At 54.0% G+C, this 18,556-nt stretch carries 12 protein-coding genes; 8 read left to right on the forward strand and 4 right to left on the reverse strand.

From position 1 onward, the window contains the following. Nucleotides 1-136: 136 nt before the first annotated feature. Nucleotides 137-295 (reverse strand): hypothetical protein, encoded by a 159-nt coding sequence (locus PEL8287_RS20130; protein ID WP_176228703.1) that lies wholly within the window; start codon nt 293-295, stop codon nt 137-139. 209 nt (nt 296-504) lie between these two features. Continuing rightward, on the reverse strand, nt 505-939 hold the full coding sequence (locus PEL8287_RS19170) for a YybH family protein (protein WP_085894059.1): 435 nt from the start codon (nt 937-939) through the stop codon (nt 505-507). A gap of 594 nt (nt 940-1,533) precedes the next feature. Here PEL8287_RS19170 and PEL8287_RS19175 point away from each other — a divergent pair. Next, nucleotides 1,534-2,415 (forward strand): metal-dependent phosphohydrolase, encoded by an 882-nt coding sequence (locus PEL8287_RS19175; protein ID WP_085894060.1) that lies wholly within the window; start codon nt 1,534-1,536, stop codon nt 2,413-2,415. A 425-nt stretch (nt 2,416-2,840) separates the two neighbouring features. Here PEL8287_RS19175 and PEL8287_RS19180 read toward each other — a convergent pair whose 3' ends face one another. Next, nucleotides 2,841-4,988: an SLC26A/SulP transporter family protein gene (locus PEL8287_RS19180; RefSeq protein ID WP_085894061.1), complete on the reverse strand. Its 2,148-nt coding sequence runs from the start codon at nt 4,986-4,988 to the stop codon at nt 2,841-2,843. Between the two features lie 149 nt (nt 4,989-5,137). Here PEL8287_RS19180 and PEL8287_RS19185 point away from each other — a divergent pair, with 149 nt between their 5' ends. From PEL8287_RS19185 to PEL8287_RS19210, 6 genes are all read left to right on the forward strand, one after another. Further along, nucleotides 5,138-5,995 carry a CBU_0592 family membrane protein gene (locus PEL8287_RS19185; protein WP_139837874.1) on the forward strand — a complete coding sequence of 286 codons (858 nt, stop codon included), beginning with the start codon at nt 5,138-5,140 and terminating at the stop codon, nt 5,993-5,995. Beyond that, complete coding sequence (locus PEL8287_RS19190; RefSeq protein ID WP_085894063.1) at nt 5,992-8,175, forward strand: SLC26A/SulP transporter family protein; 2,184 nt, start codon at nt 5,992-5,994, stop codon at nt 8,173-8,175. Before PEL8287_RS19185 ends, PEL8287_RS19190 begins: the two co-directional genes overlap by 4 nt. Then, nucleotides 8,172-8,552: a DUF3307 domain-containing protein gene (locus tag PEL8287_RS19195; RefSeq protein WP_085894064.1), complete on the forward strand. Its 381-nt coding sequence runs from the start codon at nt 8,172-8,174 to the stop codon at nt 8,550-8,552. Before PEL8287_RS19190 ends, PEL8287_RS19195 begins: the two co-directional genes overlap by 4 nt. 125 nt (nt 8,553-8,677) lie before the next feature. After that, nucleotides 8,678-10,075 carry a TolC family protein gene (locus PEL8287_RS19200; protein WP_176228704.1) on the forward strand — a complete coding sequence of 466 codons (1,398 nt, stop codon included), beginning with the start codon at nt 8,678-8,680 and terminating at the stop codon, nt 10,073-10,075. 8 nt (nt 10,076-10,083) lie between these two features. Beyond that, entirely contained in the window at nt 10,084-12,258 is a 2,175-nt protein-coding gene (locus tag PEL8287_RS19205) for a type I secretion system permease/ATPase (RefSeq protein ID WP_176228705.1), read from the forward strand. Nucleotides 12,259-12,260: 2 nt separating this feature from the next. Beyond that, on the forward strand, nt 12,261-13,583 hold the full coding sequence (locus tag PEL8287_RS19210; protein WP_085894067.1) for an HlyD family type I secretion periplasmic adaptor subunit: 1,323 nt from the start codon (nt 12,261-12,263) through the stop codon (nt 13,581-13,583). 1 nt (nt 13,584) lies between these two features. Here the strand turns inward: PEL8287_RS19210 and PEL8287_RS19215 are convergent, their stop codons facing one another. Then, complete coding sequence (locus PEL8287_RS19215; RefSeq protein WP_139837875.1) at nt 13,585-15,759, reverse strand: CHASE2 domain-containing protein; 2,175 nt, start codon at nt 15,757-15,759, stop codon at nt 13,585-13,587. Nucleotides 15,760-16,010: 251 nt separating this feature from the next. On the opposite strand from PEL8287_RS19215, the gene PEL8287_RS19220 reads away from it, so the two are divergent. Beyond that, on the forward strand, nt 16,011-18,556 hold a 2,546-nt coding region (locus PEL8287_RS19220; RefSeq protein WP_139837876.1), incomplete at its 3' end, for an Ig-like domain-containing protein.

The raw sequence follows: 18,556 nt of genomic DNA on the forward strand, positions 1-18,556 counted from the left end.
GATTACGCGGCCCATGCGGTGCAAATGACGAATTCCTCCTCGCCGCCACCGCCCAAAACCTCCGCAAACTGGCCAAGATCCTTCCTGCACCGCAGCAAACGCGCAAAGCCTGATAGAAAAGGCGCTCGCGCTCTGTTCAGAACCACACTTTCTGCAACAGCAACACGTTGTTTTTCCACAGAATCGGCGGAAAGTGTGAATTTGCTGCGGTTGCAAGCCTGATTTGCGCATATTCCGAAAGCGGCCCTTCAACTGGTAGCTGATTCGCATTTCCGTTCTGCGCTGCGGCGGTCACGTCAGAACCCTATCAAGGCATTCTACACAACGCGGCAAATATCTGCATTGACCGCAGGCCTGCTAGAAACTGTCAAGATTCAGCAGGGTTTTGCCAAGGATTTCTGTATACTGAAAGGCCAGTGCTCCAGTGCCTTGGCGGGTCTGATCGGAAACCGCCGTTCCCGACTCCATGACCACTCTCCAGACAAGCGCTCTACGTTGCTCAGACTATTGTCCGAGGTTCCAGATGTCGCGATGGAGGTGCCAGACCCCGTCGATCTGAATCCAATGTACCACGTACTTGGCGGCGACGACAACGCGCTCGCCGTTCTCGCCCGGCGCGGAGAGAGTGAGCGTACCAACATCAAGTGCGCTGTCGCCGGTGGCGATCACTTCGGTTGCTATCAGGTCTAGGTCAGCGAGCCCGCTTTCAATAGCACCCGCCCAGAAGGCGGCGATCTTCTCGCGGCCGTCGATACGCGCTCCGCCCGGCGGCAGGATCGCAGCATCCGGCGCATAGAGAGTAGCGACAGCGGCGCTGTCGCCCGCATTGAAGGCCGCTTCGAACTCGAGCGAGCGAGCTTCAATTGCCTCGGTCACACTGTCGGCCAATGCGGGAAATGCCAAGAGTGCAAAGGCTGTCGTCAAGAGAAATGATTTCATATCAATATCCTCGTTCAGTCGACACTGAACGGAGTGTCACCGTTTTCAATATATAACATATAAGCGAGAAGAATGCATCCTTTCCCGCGTTTGCAATTGGCAATATCGGTTGTGATTTGAGCTTCCTCCCCCGGGCACCTCTCACGCTTGCGACCACACCATGAATGACAATTTCTTACGGATGTGACCGGGCAACCCCGGAAGTTGACACCCACTCAACGCCCACTTCGTCCCGCTCTGCCGTCACTGAACCCATGAGAATGCTGCGTTGTGCACGAATGGCTGCAAAGCGAAAGCTGTGATGCGGCGATTGATACGATGCCGGATATCCGCTCAGGGCCGGTTCTGAAAAATGACTTTTTCTGAATATGCTGTGGTATTATTTGTGGTATTAAATTTAAGTAAACTAATTTATCTACTATAAAACAGTTAATTAAGAAATTAAGTATGCGGACTGTCGCTCCGCCACTACATAACGCATTGATATGTCTGACGTCAGCGCCAACGGGCCAAATTGGGGCTATTCCAGCCAGTTGATCTGAAATTTCCTTGTGCTATCATAAAATAGGCCACTTCGGCTGACAGGGGGCACTCATGTTCAATCCCACCGCAGTCGTGGCCACTGAATTTGGAGACTACCTAGCCAAAACCTATCTTCAATATTTCTCAGGGCGTAAGAGCGAATATGCCGCGTTTATAAGTGGGAGCGCGCGTATGTTGTTGGAGCGGTTGGGTAACTCCGACGCTCTTTATCACAATGCTGAGCATACAATGATGGTCACGCTGGTTGGCCAGGAAATCATCCGGGGTCAGCTTGTTACCCGTGCCGTTCAGCCGGAGGATTGGCTGCATTACATCGTGGCCCTTTTGGTACATGACATTGGATTTTCCCGCAACATCTGCGAGGGCGACACTGATACCGAAGTCGTCATCAACGAGGCAGGAGACCGAATTTGCCCGCCTCGCGGCTCGTCGGATGCCTTTCTCGCGCCATATCATATTGATCGTGGCAAGATTTACGCCCGTCAACGCTTTGGCAAGTCCGGACTGATTGACGAAGAGCGGATCGCTCGGGCTATCGAGTACACACGCTTCCCAATGCCTGATGACCCGTTCTATGCCAGTACAGAGAGCGAAGAAGCTTTGGTGCGAGCTGCAGACCTTATTGGCCAGATCGCCGACCCGTTCTACCACCGCAAGATCAACGGGCTTTACCATGAGTTTGTGGAAACTGGCTATGCGCAAAAGTTAGGCTACAGTTCACCTATGGACCTTATGGAGCAATTTCCGAATTTCTTTTGGCAGCAGGTCCAACCACTGATCGGTCCGGCGCTCCGGCATCTTGAGCGGACCATGGCTGGTAAGCAATGGGTGGCGCAACTCTATAATCATGTCTTCCAGGTCTCGCACCGGGCCAGTTGCCTTGGGCCATTCCCCGGTCCGGTAATTGCCGCGTCCCAAAACGGCGGAGATTAAATTGTTCAGGGTAATTTCAGCGCGACATTGGATTTGGTCGTTCACCTTTTCGCTGAGGCAGTCCGTCGAGGTAGTCTAGCAACAGCTTTAGAGCGATAAATTGCTGTGATATTTTCGGATGGGCGACGACCTGTTGGGTTGTAGATGTCCGGAACGGGTTGAGTCGCACAAGCCCTGCTGGTGCGGTAAAACGAAACAACAAGGGTCTGATGATAGATGGTACCGGATGATAGAATTCAGAAGCAGAGCATGGAAATTTTGATAAATTGTCAAAATTTTTAGACACTTAAGACTTCGGGAAAAAATCGTTCGAGTTGTCTGGGGACGCATAATGCAAAGACCGCGGTCAGTTCAAAGTTTGCGGGGACAAACCAAACTGCTGGAACATCTCCGGGGCCTATCGACTGCGTGTTTGAAATGTCGGCTTACAACTCGCTTGTGAGCCTCGTCATTCGCATGACACGTCGTGCAAGTGATCGTGCGGCTGCTTTATGAAATTCGATCAGGGTTTGCGTCGGCGCGCGCTCCATACGCTTTAAGTCAACGCGCACAACTTTGCTATCGGTCGATGCAATGACCCATGCTGTGCGGGGCACTTCTGCATAATAGGCGATCTCGCCAACAAGCGCACAGGGCTGGAACTCGGCGACCCGTACCCGATTTCCCGATTGGTCTTCGATTTCGGCACGCAACGTGCCGCTTAGCAGGAAGTAACATTCTGAAGATATGGTGCCGAGTCGAATAAGTTTCTCGCCTGGCGCGAGTGTGATCCGCTCCAGGGCTCCGGGATCTTCATGGTATTCAACTTCAAGCCGCTCGATCAGTTGCATTAGTCTTGCGCTTTCCACTCGGGCGCCGCCAGGCTCCTCGGAAAGCAAGTCGCCTTCGATGATTTCAAGTGCGGCATCAATGTTGGGGATTTTTTTAACGCCCTCGTTGTGTGGGCTTGCCAATGCAAACTGTTTTTCGACATCTTCGGACATTCCGGTAAAAAATAACTTGACCCCGGCCTGTTCTGAGGTCTCCAACATCCCCGCCAATGAATTTGTGGCCGACGTGTCAATACCGGGAACGCGTCTGAAATCCAGGATCAGGTATTTTATCGGCCGTTCAGATGACAACTCTGATTGTACCGCCTCGGAAAGCCTGTGGGCTGTGCCGAAAAAAAGATAGCCCGTCAGGTCGAGAACAACCAATTCTGAACCAACCTTTGACAGATAATCCGACTCTTCTTCTGAGCGCTCGACCCGAGAGCGCCTGGTTGCGCCAGTTGAACGGCTGAGGATCACCTCTGTATTCGCGTAAGAAACAATAAAAATGGCAATTGCCGCAAGCATGCCAACTGCTAGAGCAAGCAGGAAACCCACTGTGGCGGCTATGGCCACGATCAAAACCACAATGCCGTACTCAAAACGAGAGAGGCGATTCCGGCTTTCCCACAGCCAGGTGGCGAGCAAGTCAAAGCCAAGATAAGCAACGGCCATAACGAGAAGACCCGCTGGCATATACGCCAGTATATCCGCGCTGAAATACAAAGCGGCCAAACAGCCTGCTGCGGAGGCCAGGCTAGGAACTTGACCCCGTAGCCCCATGCGCCTTGCCAATATGGATTCCCCAAGGATTACGTATCCGGGAAGACCTGCGACGGTAGCGCTTGCGACATTAGCCAGCCCTGTCGCCTTCATGTCCTGTTCCGAGTTGAACTTTGCGCCAAGGGTCATTGCAATCCCCGTTCCGTTCAGGAGAGCGCCCAGCAAGGTCAATCCGGAAACAGCAATGAGTGTAGGTGCCGCCGAAGCAATCGCAGCCCATTCAATCTTAGCAAAGAAGTCTGAGTTATAAGGCAAGCTGAAACTTGTGTTGTCGAATGGGCCAAGCAACAAACCCATTTCCATCGCATCAGACAGTGAATAGCCACAAATTCCGAGCAATGCGAAAAAAGCCAGAACAGACAGGCTTAGTACGGTTGGTACGGTTAGTTCGCTTGCCTGTCGGCGTTCAATAAACGTCAGGAAAATAGCGCCAGCCACCCACGGAACCCATTTGATGATCGCGACTGAATGAAACAGCATTGTCAAATTAGAGATCGATACGGTTTCACGAGCAGCGATGCTGAGCGCGCCCATGAACAGAAGATAACCTGTTGCGGCCAGAAAACCCGCGATCACAGGGTACGGGGCGTACCTCACCAGAGCGCTTAATTTGAAGGCACCGGCCAAGAATACGACCAGTCCCGTGAAAATCCCAGTGGTTACAATAAGGCCAATGACGGTTGGAAATAAATGCTCGACTGGCACATTTCCAGTCGTTGCGATTCCGGCCGCAGCAGCACCTATCAGAACGGCGGTTACATCCTGCGGATTGCAAATGCTCCCTCGGACAGAAAGAAAAAAACTACCAACCAGAGCCATGATTGCGGCACCCAGAAGGGTCGCGTTGATACCCTGGCCCAAAAAAACTGAGAGCGGCCCGGTGTAAACCAATGCGGCAAAAGAAATCGATAAAGTCACGGCCGTTATTGCAATGACTACAAAACCGACGCCGAACATATAAATCCTGGTAAGAAAATGCATTCGACCTCAATTGCACATTGCTAGGAACGATGATGTGGCAACGCATGTTTCAAAGCAAGGAGCAATTCACCTGTGCAAGCCGTTCTGCCATTCACTCTAGTCTCATAAGAAGGCCATGGTGACGTTCGGTTCAGCTCTTTCTGGCTTGCGTGAAGGGCGGTCTTGGTGATTGGAGCGCAGGCGCGCGTGTCTTAACCTCAGGTATCGCAGATACGGAAAACAGGCTTTGTCTTCAGATTCATTGCGCCGTTAATAAAATAGTGTTTAGTAACTGGAACTCATTTCTCAAGGTCCAGATTCCTATGCATCAACTTGCTCAAAACACATTGTATGATTGGGCAGGATATTTGGGGGTAGGGTTCTACTTAGCATCATACGCGCTTTTGCAATTGGGCCTTGTCCGGGGCTCGCATTATCCCTACGCAATCATGAATCTTATCGCAGCCAGCCTGGTTTTGCTCAGCCTTTCCGTAAAATTCAATTTGTCGGCCGCGATCATTCAGATCATGTGGATCATCATCAGCACCTTTGGGATTTGCCGCCTGTATGTGATCGAACGGACCACGCGTTTCAACGAAAACGAACTTAGGCTTATAAATGATGTCCTGTACGATATGCCCAAACCACTTGCCCGCAAGTTTCTGAACCGGGGGATTTGGATCGACGCGGACGTGGGAACGGAACTGACCCGCGAAGGCGCGGATGTTACGAACCTCGTCTATCTGCTGAATGGCCGGGCGGACGTAATTTCACAGGAAAAAAGCGTCGCGTCGATCAGGGGCGGTTTCATCGGCGAAATGAATGTAATGCAACCGGGCCCGGCCTCTGCGACCGTGGTCATAGACCAGCCTTCCCGGATTTTTATGGTTCCCGGCGAAGCGTTGCGCAAGACCGCGAATACCGACAGTGAATTCCGCGCTTATCTGCAAGAGCATTTGGCCTTGGCGACACGCACTAAACTGATCGAAGCGAATAGTCGTTTGTCGCAATCAGAGCAACGGAAGTGAGCGCATTTACGGATGCAAAGTCTGCCAGTCCACAACTAAAACAGGCGGCCATCGGAGTTGTTATCGGGTTTGACAACCTGGGACACGCCGTGGCGATCGCCGCCCTTGTGTTTGCCGGAGAGATGATTGCAGGCGCGACGATCGGCATGGTCATTTTTCTGATGGCGGCCATTCTGGGAACGCTTTCTCTCAACACGCGCCGCTCTTTCGCTGCGCCGATGTTTTCAAATGTGCAGAACGTTCCTATCGCGGTTCTGATTCCGGTGATTTTTCTGATCCACACCATGGATCTGAACGACAGCGAAAAGATACTGAATGTTCTGTTGCTCCTAGGCCTTACGGCCATACTGACCGGAATCGCCATGATTGCGATTTCTGCCTTCGACCTTGGCCGGATGATCCGCCTCATTCCCTTCGCCGTCACAACCGGTTACCTGGCTGCATCTGGCACACTTCTTATCCGCTCTTCCTTTTATGTCGTCTGCGAAGGTCAGAGTTGCAGCCTGCTGACAGTTTTTTCCAATGCGGGCTCGACCGGACTTGTCCCCTTGCTGACAATTTTATTTGCCATGTTGCTGTGGTGCGCCACCCGGGTTTCAAAGCACTTCGGGACGGTATCCTGGGTGGCCTTAAGTATAGCCCTTTTCTACCTGATTTTGTTTGTTCTGGATATTGACCCCGCTGAGGCGCGAAATGCCGGGCTTTTGCCCGATAACATGAGTGTAGCAAGGGATGTGCTGGATTTCACAGCTTCGTTTTCCGCACTGAAATTCGATATCATTCTGGAAAACTGGCCCATTGTCGCCGCTGCAATTCTGCTTGGGATTTTCGGCGCAATGCTGAATGTGACCGGCGCAGAAATAGCCGTCGGGCGCGATGTGGACACGCGTCAGGAAACATTCCGCGCAGGTGCAGTCAATCTGGTGACGGGCTGTTTCGGAAGCAGCGTCAGCTATGTGAGCCCCGGCAACACGACCATCGCATCCATGATCGGGGCGAAAGGCCGGTATGCTCCGTTTGCGGCCTGCGTTGTGATGGGCGGCGGCGCGTTGTTTGCCAACGAGATTTACACCAGCGTGCCAAGGTTCGTTTCTGCCGGCCTGCTGATGTTTCTGGGGATCTCTATTGTCAATAAATGGCTGCTGTCCGAGTGGCGCCGCCAGCGATTTTCGGATTGGCTTTTAAGTTTCGCAATTGTCGCGGTTGCGCTGACTCTGAAAATGCCGACGGCTATAGTCCTTGGCATCGTTACGGCGTCTTTGATCTTTGCGGTGAACTATGGCCGCTTGTCGGTGATACGAAGCTCGGCAACCCTTGGTCGCGTCCGTAGTGCGGTTGATCGCGGTCCGCTTCAAACCGAGTTTCTTGATCAGCATGGGCACGAAATTGCAGTCGTTTCCCTGCAGGGGTTCCTATTCTTCGGATCGGTCATGCAGCTTTCGGCGCACATCCGTAACCTCTTCAAGCAAAGCCCACCCGTTAACACTGTTGTCCTGGATTTCAGAGGGGTCAGCCGAATAGATGGGGCGGCGATTGTTGCCTTGCATAAACTTGAACTGCTGGCATCCGAGAGGTCCGCTCAGGTGATCCTTTGTGAACTGAACCCACATGTCTTGCAGGAAATCGAGCGCCGATCGGTTCTTGAGGGGAGCCGCACGTTCAAAGTGTATGACACCTGCGATATCGCGCTTGAAACCCTGGAGGATGATCTGCTGCGCCGTTTGCCTCTTGCAGCCAGCGAGGAAACCGCAAAGTCTGCTTTGATTGAAATCACGGGAGATCAAGACATCGCCGAGCGGTTCTTGACCATAATGGATCGCGAGTTGGTTCCCGAAGGCACCCTGTTATTGAAGGAAGGAGAGAAGTCGGGCGACGTCTTCATTATAGATCAGGGTAGCTTATCGGTGTACATTAAGGATAGAGATGGAAAGAGTATTCGCGTGCTCAAACAAAAACCGGGGGCTATCGTCGGAGAAATCGCAAGTTATTCAGGCAAGGGCAGAACTGCGAACGTAGTCGCGGATAGTGAAACCGTAGTGTATCGTTTTGCTGAAAACCGCATAAGAGATGTGCAAGAAACCGAGCCGGTCCTGGCTGCGATCTGGCACAAAGGGATGGCGTCGGCGCTAGCCAAGAAATTGCAGCGCACGAACCAAATTTTAGGTGATCAAACCTTATGAGTTACGACTTACTTCTAGTCACGATGATTTTGTTTCAGACAAAGCATCTTGTTGCGGATTTTGTTTTGCAGTCGACCTGGATGGTTCAAACAAAAGGTATCTATGGGCACCTTGGCGGCATATGCCATTCGGGTATGCACGCTGTTCTGAGTGCTGCCATCCTGTTGATTGCACCGATTTCGATAGCGATGGTTGTTTTGCTCTCTGTCGCCGAATTCATAGTTCATTACCATGTGGACTGGATCAAAGACCGAAAATTGAAAAAATTGGGATTTACTGCTGCTCAAAAAGGATTCTGGACTTTGGCCGGCCTGGATCAGTTTGCCCATCAAATTACCTATGTGGGCATGTTTCTGATTATCACACGCATTGCGTGACTCGATCTAAATGCAGCACGCAAAAGTGATTAAAGTTGATTTTTTTTTAAAATTACTAGAAGCTTACGCTTATATGCGCGCTTCGCGCTCTACTGATTTTGATGATATTGAATGGGGTTTTCGTCATGGTGACGCATTGTGTCTCTAGATTGCTTGCGTTGATTGTAATCCCGATTTTTTCGTTTCTTTTGGCTGTTCCATCGGCAAGTGCCGAGTCCATGAAATCTGCGGTGCATGCGGCTGTTACAACAAACCCGAAAGCGCAGGCTGGAAAAGAGAATGTAAAGGCGTCAGCGCTTGAGCTGCTTCAGCTCGAAGAGGATTTCATGCCGCGTCTCTCCCTTTATGGCGAAGCTGGTGCGCAGTACTTTGATGACCCGACGCGATTGTCGCCACTGGATAACCGTCGAACCCGCTTTGGGCGTGAAATCGGACTGGCCGCAGAAGTGACGCTCTTTGATGGGTATCGACGCGCAAACCGGGTTTATCGGAATTCAGCCAGGGTAGATGAATCGATCTTCAAGTTGCTGGATGCATCAGAGACACTCGCCCTGAATGCGGTCGAGGCATATATTGATGTCATTCGCCACACTGACTTGCTTGGTGTTGCGGATCAAAACATTCGCCGGCATATTGAAATATCGCGTTCGGTCAAGAAGCTGGTCAAGGCTGGCCGTCTTTCATCAAGCGACGAGTTCGAAATAGATGAACAGTTGCTGGCGGCACGTTTGAGCCGACTGGAAGTAAAGCAAGCGCTTGAAAATGCCAAAGTGCGATATGAAACTGTTGTAGGCTATAAGCCGACTGGCAACATGTCTGTCCCAAATGTTCGAGAGCTTCCGGATACTCTGCGCGAACTGTTAATTCGAAGCGTAAGCAATAATTTCCGGGTGCGTCTGGCTGATACCCGCGTTCAACAGAGCAAGTACCAGGCTGGAATAAACCGCTCAGATGAACTGCCGGAATTGAAATTGCGTGCAGGTATCCGCCACGGCGCAGATCTGGATGGACTGTCCGGAAATGAATCTGATGCTTTTGTGGGACTTCAGCTTAATTGGGATTTGTATGCCGGAGGCCGAAAGGCTCGCCGTTCGGCCCTGAGCCGTCGAACAAGCGAGGCTTTGGCTGAAAGAGCGGAAGTTGTCCGCGAGGTGCAGGAACTGACGTCCAGAGATTGGATTTCTTATGGCACCGGGATAGAGCGCACTGTTCTTCTGGGTAATCAAAGGGCGGCGGCGCGCAAGACGGCGGATCAATATCAGATGCAGTTTGATGGCGGCACACGCAGCCTGCTGGATGTTCTGGATGCCGAAAGAACCTTTTTCAACGTACGGTTTGAAGAGGTAAGCGCGAAAGCCAGCCTTGCGTTCAGCCAGTTCCGCCTATTGGCAACCCAAAGCCAGTTAGCCAACTATTTTGGCGCCCGTCCGGCGGATGTACCGCTTATGCCCAATTACGAGAAACGTGCACGCGCGAGCCGTCCTGCTGCTATTTTCAACACTGAGATCCGTGCCCTCGAATGAAAAACAGGGTGACAGTGGCGCGCTTGGAAACGCCCTCGGAGTCTGGACCAGGTCCTGAAAAAGAGCCTGCTCTGGAAACAGCGGCATGGCTCGCTTCTTTCCACGGGTGCCCATGGACAGATAATGCCGCTACGGCACGTCTGCCTGCAAATTATGACAGCAGGGACAAAACCAATCTCGTAAAACTACTGGCCGCGGCCGGATTGAAAGCCCGTTTGGTTCTGCGGAAACCTAAGGAAATTGATCCCGCAGTCCTGCCCGCTGTCGTGTTCAGCCGCTCGGGGAAACCGATCATTCTGCTTGAATTTTTGGATGTGCACAAAAAAGCGCGCATTCTGGAACCTGCGAATGACGCCTCGGAGAGTGAAATCAAGCTGTCGGATTTGAAGCGGCGCATCACAAACGAGGTCATTTTGGTGACCGTCGACGATGAAGGAGCCGAACGCCGACTTTCAGCGGACCGAAGCAATGACCATGGACACTGGTTTTGGCGCCCGATGCGCGAGAATTGGGGCGAATGGGGGCAAGTGTTCTTCGCGGCGTTATGTATCAACACACTTGGTCTCTCGCTGCCGATTTTCGTCATGAATGTATATGACAAGGTTGTTCCAAATCTGGCCTTTGTGACGCTTTGGACGCTTGCGCTTGGCGTGAGCATCGCATTGATACTGGATTGGGCGTTGCGTACCGTCCGCGCAGGTATTGTTGAGCGTGTCGGACGACGACTCGATAACAGAATATCGGCAGGACTTTTCCAACATGCGATGGCTTTGAGGCCCGAGGACTTTTCTGTCGGGTCGATTGGCGTCGCGAGCCACATTCGTGATTTTGAAACAGTGCGGGAATTCTTTGGATCAGCGAGTTTGCTGTCGCTTATAGATCTTGTTTTCATAGGCCTGTTTTTTGTTGTCCTGTATTTGATCGTCGGCCCCCTCGCATATGTCCCGATGATTGCGGTGCCTGTAATGCTGGTTCTGGCGCTCGCGGCGCAGGTGCCGCTTGGGCGGGCGACACGCGATACCCAATCCTTGTCCCGGCGTAAAAACGCGGTCCTGATAGAAACGCTTTCCGGTTTGGATACCGTAAAGTCGCTCAACGCAGAGCCGGAAATGCAGCGGGAATGGAACCGCTCAAGTGCGATCGCGGCACGAATAGGTGGGCGCGGCCGGTTCTGGTCCAACTTCACGGCCAATGGCACGATGGCCATACAGCAGTTTGTAAGTGTGGGCATCGTTGTTTGGGGGGTGTTTCTGATTGCGGAAGGCAGCATTACGGTTGGGGCGCTGATCGCCGCCAACATACTGGCCAGCAGGGCGCTTGCGCCGCTCGGCAACATTGCGCAAACGATATTCCGGGCGCAGTTCGCATGGAGTGCACTGAAATCTCTTAGCGCGTTCATGGCGCTCCAGCCTGAGCGGGATCAGAAAATTCATAGCAATTTCAGAGTGAACAAGGGCGCGGTTCAACTGAACGATGTCACCTATACCTATCCGAACAAAGAAGTGCCCGCGGTCAGGGATTTTTCCTTAACGATCAAACCCGGCGAAACCATCGCCCTGCTGGGGCGGGTCGGCTCGGGCAAAAGCACACTGGGCAAGCTTCTCAGCGGACTGCTGGTGCCCCAACGTGGAACCATCCTCATCGACGGCCACAGTTTGGGGCAATATGATCCGTCCGAACTGCGGTCGGGGGTCGGATATCTGCCGCAGGATACCGAATTGTTCACGGGAACGCTTCGCGAGAACCTACTGATCGGATGCAGGTCTGCACCGCCGGACGAGATTGACAGGGCGCTTCACTTGGCTGGTGCGGACGAGTTCATCTCGACGCTTCCCAAAGGTCTCGATCAGTTTATAGGTGAAAGGGGCTCCCATCTTTCCGGCGGACAGCGTCAGGGGCTGGCGCTTGCCAGGCTTTTGTTGCGCCGACCCAAGCTTGTTTTTCTCGATGAACCCACCAACGCAATGGATCGCGACATGGAAACCCTGGTTGCCCAGAGATTGCGCGAGCTACCGGATAATGAAACATCGCTGATCCTGTGTACGCACCGCCCGGCACTTGCGAGTCTGGCTGACAGGATGGTTGTGATGGATTCCGGACGAAAGGTTCTTGATGGACCGCGAGACGACGTGATGTCGAGGCTCAATGGCGCGGACAACAAGAAACGAGCGGGGGAGCATTAACTATGTTCGGCGCCCGGATTGAAGAAGAATTCGTCAACAACGCCAATAGTCGTCCACCCAGGGAAACGGGCGGATCGACCAAGTTATTTCTTGCAGTTCTGATCGCCGGACTAGCTGGTTTCATATTTTGGGCCGCGAATTATGAAATCGAAGAAGTCACACGCGGACTTGGACAAGTTGTGCCGTCCAGCCAGATACAGGTTATCCAAAGCCTTGAGGGCGGTATTATTTCAAAGATTGATGTTGAAGAAGGCGACATCGTGAAGGCCGGTGATGAACTGATCCGGATTGATGACACCACGGCCGGTTCCCACGAGGGTGAACTGCGCAAACGCGAGGCGGCACTTCTTGCCGAGTTTGTCCGCATCGAGGCCGAAGCCACGAACTCTGGAAATTTGGTTTTCAGCAGCGAGCTTCAGTCGCGGGCGCCTGATGCGGTTGCGGCGCAACGCGAGGTCTACCTGTCGCGGAAGATGCAATTCGAGACGGAAGTCCGCGTTCTCAGGGATCAACTGGCGCAAAGAAAAGGCGAGCTGGAAGAGCTCGAAGCGCTTCGGGAAAAGCTGCAAAAGCAGGTTGCGCCATTGCTGAGGGAAGTCGAACTGACCGAGGGGCTTGTCGAAAGCGGGGCGGTACCCGAGGTCGAATTTTTGCGGCTGGAGGGCCGTCTGGCCGAACTCGAGGGCGAGCTTGCGATCAGCAACGCACGTCTTCCAAAAACACGGGCCGCAATTCGCGAGGCCGAAAATCAGATTGCCGCAGCGCAATCCTCTTACGTGTTGACGGCGCGTGAGCGCATGACGCTGGTGCAGGCCGACTTGTCTGTGCTCAAAGAAGCGTTGCGTGCGGCAACAGACCGGGTCACAAGGACCAGCCTGCGCGCGCCGGTGCGTGGCGCGGTTAAAACCGTACACATCACCACAATCGGCGCTGTTGTGCAGCCCGGCGCCCGTTTGGTCGAGATCGTGCCTATTGATGACCGATTGCTGGTCGAGGCACGGATCCGGCCCAAAGATGTGGCTTTCGTTCGCCCCGGCGATCCCGCGTCGGTCAAGATCACAGCCTATGATTACATCACCTACGGCGATCTGGATGGCCGGGTGGAACGGATTGGCGCAGATACGATCGAGGATAGCGAAGGAGAAAAGTTTTTCCGGGTCATGGTGCGTACCGAGGAAAGCAACCTGACCGAAAAAGGCGAAGCCCTACCGATCAGCCCGGGCATGGTTGCCCAGGTTGACATTCAAACAGGTCGGAAAACGGTTCTGAAATACCTGATGCGACCCTTCTCTCGTGCGAAGGCCGAAGCATTGCGCGAGAGGTGATTTATTTCGTCTCGGCAACGTAAACTCCATCCCACTCGTCGCCCGGCGGAGTCTCCGAGAAAGCCTGAATTCTCCGAACATAAAGGGCCGCATAGTTGGCAATGTCGATGTGTAACGCCTTCGCTTCACCCACCAGGCGATCCAAAGCCGATTGGGCGCCCGTCCAGTCTTTTTGATTATAGGCGGTGCGCATTGCTGAATTTGTCTCGCTCAAAGCGGCAAAGGCACTGTCTTCACGCATTTCAATCCCGCCCAAAAGGCCGAATATGCGCTCGGGCCGCGTCTTTCCTTTAACGCGGATCAAGTCCAGTTCGATTACTGCAAACTCGTCTTCGACAGCCCGCGCGGTGCTTTCGCCCAGAACGATTTTGATCCCGTAGGCTTTTGATTGCCCCTCCAGGCGTGATGCAAGGTTCACCGCGTCGCCAAGGGCGGTATAGTCGAAGCGTGTATCGCTGCCCATGTTCCCAACGATGCAGGTCCCGCTGTTGATCCCGATGCCGACATCGATTGGCAAGACGTCTTCATCTTCGGCGTTTTCTATGCGGTAGCGATTGAATTCCTCGATGTCTTTTTGCATCGTGAGAGCGGCGCGGCACGCGGCATGTTCGTGGTCGGCGGTTTCAAGGGGCGCATTCCAGAACGCCATCACGGCGTCTCCCATGAATTTGTCAATCGTTCCGTGTTGATCCAGAATGGGTTTCGACAGCACGGTAAGGAATTGGTTCATCAGCTTTGTAAGCCCACCTGGATCCTCTCGATATTTCTCGGAAAGAGTGGTGAAACCACGGACGTCACTGAACAGAACGGTCAACTCGCGCCGATCGCCCCCGAGCGCCAGTTGGTCGCGATTTTCCGCAAGGCTTGCGACCAGATCCGGAGAGACATATTGACCGAATGCGGATCGGATGTGTTGCCGCAGGCGTTCTTCGCGAAGATAGTTCAGGCTGGACATCAGCATAACGGATAAAATGATGCAAAAGGCGGGCCATACGGGATCAATGAGGATCTGATTGGCACTGAAAAGATAGTAAGAACTGCCAGCCCATCCCACCGCCAGAGAAATGGTCAAGGCAATCATCAGAGTCGCACCACTGCGTGGAGCGATCAGTACCACAAAGAAAGACAAAATCAGCGCTGCGACAAGTTCAACTGCAACAGCATAATTGGGTCGGTTCAGAAGCGTTTTGGATAGGATGTTTTCCAGCAGTTGGGCGTGAATCTCAACTCCGGGCATCGGTTTTCCCAGAGGTGTCGGGCGAAAATCCTCTAACCCGATCGCCGAGGTTCCGATCAAAACCAGGTGCCCGGCCAGCCGTTGAGCGGGCACGCGACCTGCCAGAATGTCTGCGGCGGAAACATAGCGCGCCCGCGATGAAGGGCTGTAATAAGGCCATACCGAACCGTTGGCGGCTGTCTCGATAAACTGTCGGGCCAGCACGACGCCTTCGACCCCGGCTTCATTCACGCGAACCGCAAAGGCGTCTCCTCCTGTTGCCACCCTCAGCAGTTCCGGCGCAAGCCCGAGACGTATTTGATTCTGAACGCCCATTACGAGAGGCACACGGCGGTAAATTCCGTCTTCGTCAGGTCGCACCGAAAACATTCCCCGCCCGGTCGCCGCATCCTCCAGTACCGGCAGATTTTGCAGGATATCCGGAAAACTTATTAAAAACCGATGCGGGTCACCGCCTATCACAGCGTGCGCTACGGCGCGCATTTTGACCTTAGTGTCTCTGTTTGCGTCATTCGTCCGTACACTGGATTGCCCAAGTATCACCCGTGAGCTGGCGATCGCCTTTGCAAAAACGTCGTCATTCCGGGGCATGCGCCTGAGTTCTTCAAGCATTTCAGGCGTAAAAGATGGATTGTCCTCGGCAATCTTCTCCGGCGACAACCGGTCGGGTTCGGAAAATACGATGTCAAATCCAAGAGCCACAGCACCGTTGCGCGATATACCTGTTACCAAGTCGCCCATGCGTGTGCGCGGCCAGGGCCATTGCCCCAATTCCTCAAGGCTGGCGTCGTCAATATCCACAATCGCTACCGGCAACCTTTGTGGTTCACGCGGCTTGATACGCTGGTAGAAATCAAAGGCCGTGAAGCGCATTTCCGATACGATGCTGGGGTCCGCAATGCGAATTGCAAGCAGGCAAAACACAAGAAGCGCGCCCAAAAGGCGCCCCAAGCCAATGCTTTGAAACAAGCCCGTGAAGAGATCTGCGTAGCGCAACTGTAAAAATACCCCGCCGCAAGAACCGAATTGCTTCACCAAAGACGGCAAAAAGCACGCCGTCAACAGTCAACTTTTTGTGTACACTATTGACGGGAAGGGCGAAATTCGACGTTCGCCGCTAAAATTTTGCTCCGAATCGTCTAGGTGTGTATGCTGCTTCAATAATTTTATGTTTATTTTGGGGCGAAAACATGCGTGACATTGATTTTTCTGAGCTATCCGTGATCGACGGAGATGTCATTTACCTTGATGCGACTGGGGTTTCTCAGGTCACCATGCCCGATGCCGGTCAGCTGTTTTCAGGTGAATTTGTCAGGTTCGGATCCGATTTGATTGTGCAGAGTGATGGCGCGCCCGATGTCCGGATAACGGATTATTTCCGCCAAGGGGAACCCGCTGATTTGCTGTCTCCCGATGGCGCAATTCTGCGCGGAGACCTTGTTGAACGTCTGGCTGGCCCCGAAGCGCCGGGCCAATACGCGCAGGTGGGCGAGACTCAGTTGGCCGATCCTATCGGTCAGGTCGAATCCGTGGAAGGTACTGCTTACGCACAACGCACTGACGGTACGCGTGTACAGCTTGATGTCGGCAGTCAGGTTTATGAAAACGACGTCGTTTTCACGCAAAGTGACAGCAAGGTGTCGGTGACTTTTGCTGACGGTACTATCTTTTCGCTCGCTTCAGATTCTCGGATGGTGCTCGATGAATTGGTTTACGAAGTGGGTGGAGACCAGAATAAGGCTGTTTTCGATCTCATTGAGGGCGGCTTCGTGTTTATCGCTGGCGAAGTGGCTAAAACCGGTGACATGGATGTCAATACGCCTACCGCCACCATGGGCATTCGGGGAACCACAGTCAAAGTTGATATGGCAACAAATGCGGGCGTGACCACGGTTTCCGTATCGCTCAATCAGGATCCGGACGGTGAGTATGGCGAAATCGAGTTGCTGGATCTCGATGGTAATCTGATCGCGACGATAACCAGCAGCGACAAGAAATGGATTATTTCGCCCGTGGATGGCGAAACTCAAGCTGTCGACCGAACGGCTGGTGATTTTGCCGATGACGCCGATATTCTGGCTGATGCAGCCAAGGCTTATGCACTTGCCTATGAACGTGTTGAGAACGGCGAGACATTCGTAGAACTCGGGACAAGCAGTCGGCAGAGAGGTACCCAGAATCCCGTCGGCGAGAACCAGGCGAACCCTCAGAATGATGGCGCGCCGGGAGATAAAGGCAGAAACGATTTAAACGATGAACCTAGTGGCGGAAATAACAACAATACACCTGACGGGTTGGAAAATGAAACCAGATTTCAGACAGACGAAGCGCCGGTCGTGCGAGAGGTCCAAGACGACAGTGTGACCAGCGGCGAGGACGCCACGATAGTTGTTTCTGTTCTGGCAAATGACACTGGTGATTCACTTATATTGGTTTCGGCGACGGATGGTTCGAATGGGACCACCACGTTGAATGGTGACGGGACGATCACTTACACACCAAATGAAAACTTCTCTGGCGTTGACAGTTTCAGCTACACGGTCTCGGACGGCCAGGGCGGCAGCGACACGGCCACGGTGACAGTCACGGTAACCCCGGTGAACGACGCGCCGGTGGCGCAGGACGACAGCGCTGTCACGGCCGAGGACGGCAATGTGCAGATCGCGGTTCTGGACAATGACAGCGATGTTGACGGCAACCCGCTGAGCGTGACGCAGGCAACGGCGCAGAACGGCACGGTGGTGATCAACCCCGACGGCACGCTGAGCTATACGCCGGATGCCGATTTCAACGGCACCGACACGATCGGCTACACGGTCTCGGACGGCCAGGGCGGCAGCGATACGGCCACGGTGACAGTCAACGTGGGCGCGGTGAACGACGCGCCGGTGGCGCAGGACGACAGCGCCGTCACGGCCGAGGACGGCAATGTGCAGATCGCGGTTCTGGACAATGACAGCGATGTCGACGGCAACCCGCTGAGCGTGACGCAGGCAACGGCGCAGAACGGCACGGTGGTGATCAACCCCGACGGCACGCTGAGCTATACGCCGGATGCCGATTTCAACGGCACCGACACGATCGGCTACACGGTCTCGGACGGCCAGGGCGGCAGCGATACGGCCACGGTGACAGTCAACGTGGGCGCGGTGAACGACGCGCCGGTGGCGCAGGACGACAGCGCTGTCACGGCCGAGGACGGCAATGTGCAGATCGCGGTTCTGGACAATGACAGCGATGTCGACGGCAACCCGCTGAGCGTGACCCAGGCAACGGCGCAGAACGGCACGGTGGTGATCAACCCCGACGGCACGCTGAGCTATACGCCGGATGCCGATTTCAACGGGACCGACACGATCGGCTACACGGTCTCGGACGGCCAGGGCGGCAGCGATACGGCCACGGTGACAGTCAACGTGGGCGCGGTGAACGACGCGCCGGTGGCGCAGGACGACAGCGCCGTCACGGCCGAGGACAGCAATGTGCAGATCGCGGTTCTGGACAATGACAGCGATGTCGACGGCAACCCGCTGAGCGTGACGCAGGCAACGGCGCAGAACGGCACGGTGGTGATCAACCCCGACGGCACGCTGAGCTATACGCCGGATGCCGATTTCAACGGCACCGACACGATCGGCTACACGGTCTCGGACGGCCAGGGCGGCAGCGATACGGCCACGGTGACAGTCAACGTGGGCGCGGTGAACGACGCGCCGGTGGCGCAGGACGACAGCGC

The sequence above is a fragment of the Roseovarius litorisediminis genome (genome assembly GCF_900172295.1).
GTDB classification, from domain to species: domain Bacteria; phylum Pseudomonadota; class Alphaproteobacteria; order Rhodobacterales; family Rhodobacteraceae; genus Roseovarius; species Roseovarius litorisediminis.